Genomic DNA, 2,591 nt, shown 5'->3' with positions numbered 1-2,591 from the left:
GCTTAGCGGAAAGTTCTTTTACCCTCAGCCGAAATGCCTGCCGTTGCTAGACATTGCCAGCCAGTGCCCGTCACTCCGCGGTCTTCACTGCGTGATCGAGTTGATCGACACCCGCCGTGACACGCTCCATGAAGTGCCTGCCTGCGTCTGTTAGCCGAACGCCCCGCGCATGGCGCTCAAATAGCAGGACACCAAGGTTATCCTCCAGCGCTTTCACACGCGCGCTGACGCTCGACTGGCTGATACCAAGTGCCTTGGCCGCATGCCGAAAATTCAGATGCTCGGCGACGGCGATGAACTGAACAAGGGAAATGAGCGGTATCCTGCCAGACAGGATACCGACATTCACGAGGTTTCGATGGTTAGTGCGCCGCATCGGAGCGGGCCTGCTACCAGTCGTCGGTTAGACGACTGGCGACTTCTCGGTGGCAGCCCCACGGAGCCGAAGGAGCACCAGCCCCAACGAAACCAGTACCGCCATCGCCGTGGCGTAACAGATCACGGGCCACGCTGTGTCACCGTTTAAAAGTGCCACCGCCAATGTCCCGACAATGCTGACTATCAGGCTTTGAACGCAGAAGTAGAACGCGACCGCTGATCCCGCGATGTCGTCGAACTCTGCCAAAGCGCCGTTCGCGGTAACGGACACCGTGAAGACAATACCGACCGCGACAACCCACATCGGTAGGATGAAGGTGAGGAATGACGGCGAGCCGTAAAGTTCGCCGATCCCCAACAGGACCGCTCCGCAAACAAGCAACGCCATCCCACGCGCCACGCATCCTGCGATGCCCCATCTGGCGACAAAGGACTTCGCGAAACGGGTTGTCACGATCATTACAAGCGCGACAGTGGCGAAGGCAAAGCTGAATCCGATCTCGGAATATTCCGCTTGGCCTATGAGCACACGGGGAGCCGTCGAGAAGAAGACGAAGTAGGTGCCCATACCGGCGCTAAAGCCGACAGTGTAAACCCAAAAAGCCGGACTCGCGAAGATCGGCAAGACAGATCGGCGCGTCTTGACTTGATCCAGAGGGCGGGTTTCGTGCCACCTGAAACCCGCATTTAGGAGTGCGAGCATCGCCAGTATAGCCAAAGTAATGAATATCGCCTGCCATCCCAAGAACTCGCCGATCAATACTCCGGCGATAGGGCCGAGCGCAGGCACGAACGCCAGCATCGAACTGAAAAGGCCGTAGATGACGACACCCTCAGGACGGTTGGCATAAACGTCGCGAACCGTCGCGAACGTCGCCACCAGCATGGCCGACGCGCCCACTGCTTGAAGTAGACGGAAAGCGACAAAGGCCGGTGCAGTTGAAGACCAAGCTGCTCCCAGAGACGCAATGACGAAAGCCGTTGCGCCCGCAAGTAGAATTGGCCGTCGCCCGATTCTGTCTGAGAGCGGACCAAAAATCACCTGGCCCACGCCGAGCATCACCATATAGAGGCTCAACGTGAGTTGGATCATAGCGGGCGTCGTGTTCAGGATGCCGGGCATCGCTGGAACGACAGGGAGATAAATATCCATCGCCAGTGAAGCGAGGATGTCGAAAGGAGCCATCAGCAGCAGTGCTGCCGGCAGCGTATAGGCCCACGCGGGGCGTGTGGTGGTCATGACGAATCAACCCTCGATTAAGGAATACCGGGCGACGTCTGCTCGTCAGCAATCAGATGAGACTAGCCTTACAGAGCGCCGCAACAACAATACTGGTTGTTGCGGCTTACTTGTCTGCTGACTTGGAATTTCCCATCTGATTACTCCACGCTTACGAATATGAATTGCTACATTTTATCCGATTATCTTTTGCTTCGCAATGCGGCATGGGCGCACTCAGCGTTCCAGCCCCCTCTGCCGCCCTAACTGCCACGACACCGACCCGCCCTGCACGATGCCCATAACCTCGCGGCCGAGTTGGCGGTCGATGATCGGCCGCCACGGGACAAGGGTGAACTCATGGGATTTCTCGACCACGGCGAACTTGCCGCTCGATAGATGCACGGTTCCGGTAAACTTGCCGCTGACGCTCTCGCCGTCCGTGGCGGCGCGGAACGGCAGGCCCTTACTCAAAGCCATATCCGATCCGACGCCGGCTACCTCGCGCTCCCGCAGGATGGCGAGAAGGTTGCGCCGGTAGAAGACGCGGCTGTCCCGGCTGCGGGTGGCGTCGCCCTGTTCGATATGGTGCTCGCGGCGCTGGTCCATGGCTTCGCGGACTTGTTGCCCGAAGCCGGTTGGCGCAAGGTCGGCCGTCTCGCCGTGGATCAGCCGCCGGTCCAGCCAGGTCGCGCCGTCCGATCCGATCTGTTTGTTCAGATCGACCGGGGAAAGGACGCGAACGCTGGCCTGACTGTCTCGGCCGGCGTCATGGGCGGCGGCACGGCTGACCAGATCATCGGGGATGCGCCATTGGTCGGCGTCGATCCGCTCGACGATACCGGCCCGGCGTAGCGCCTCCAGCCGGCGCACATGGGCATCGACATAGCCCTCATAGTCGCCGCCTGGAACGCGGCACGTATAGGAAGAATAAACGCCCTTTTCACCCAAGTCCAACAGCTTTGGACCGCAGTTGACTCTTTCGACACCCCTG

General features: G+C 59.6%; 3 protein-coding genes. All 3 read right to left on the bottom strand.

Translation table 11 applies throughout. The annotated features are described in order from the left end of the window. Nucleotides 1-70: 70 nt before the first annotated feature. Nucleotides 71-376, bottom strand: a complete 306-nt coding sequence (locus R8O10_RS23740; protein WP_001255015.1) for a LysR family transcriptional regulator — start codon at nt 374-376, stop codon at nt 71-73. A gap of 27 nt (nt 377-403) precedes the next feature. Next, a complete protein-coding gene (floR, locus tag R8O10_RS23735; RefSeq protein ID WP_000214122.1) occupies nt 404-1,618 on the bottom strand; it encodes a chloramphenicol/florfenicol efflux MFS transporter FloR in 1,215 nt (404 codons plus the stop codon). A gap of 216 nt (nt 1,619-1,834) precedes the next feature. Then, nucleotides 1,835-2,591, bottom strand: a 757-nt coding sequence (locus tag R8O10_RS23730; protein ID WP_223542817.1) for a DUF3363 domain-containing protein, incomplete at its 5' end; no start/stop codon positions are given.

The organism is Vibrio sp. 1727 (assembly GCF_033344415.1).
GTDB lineage: Bacteria > Pseudomonadota > Gammaproteobacteria > Enterobacterales > Vibrionaceae > Vibrio > Vibrio alginolyticus.
The sequence above is the reverse complement of the archived record's forward strand: the minus strand, read 5'-3'. Positions and strand labels throughout refer to the sequence as shown.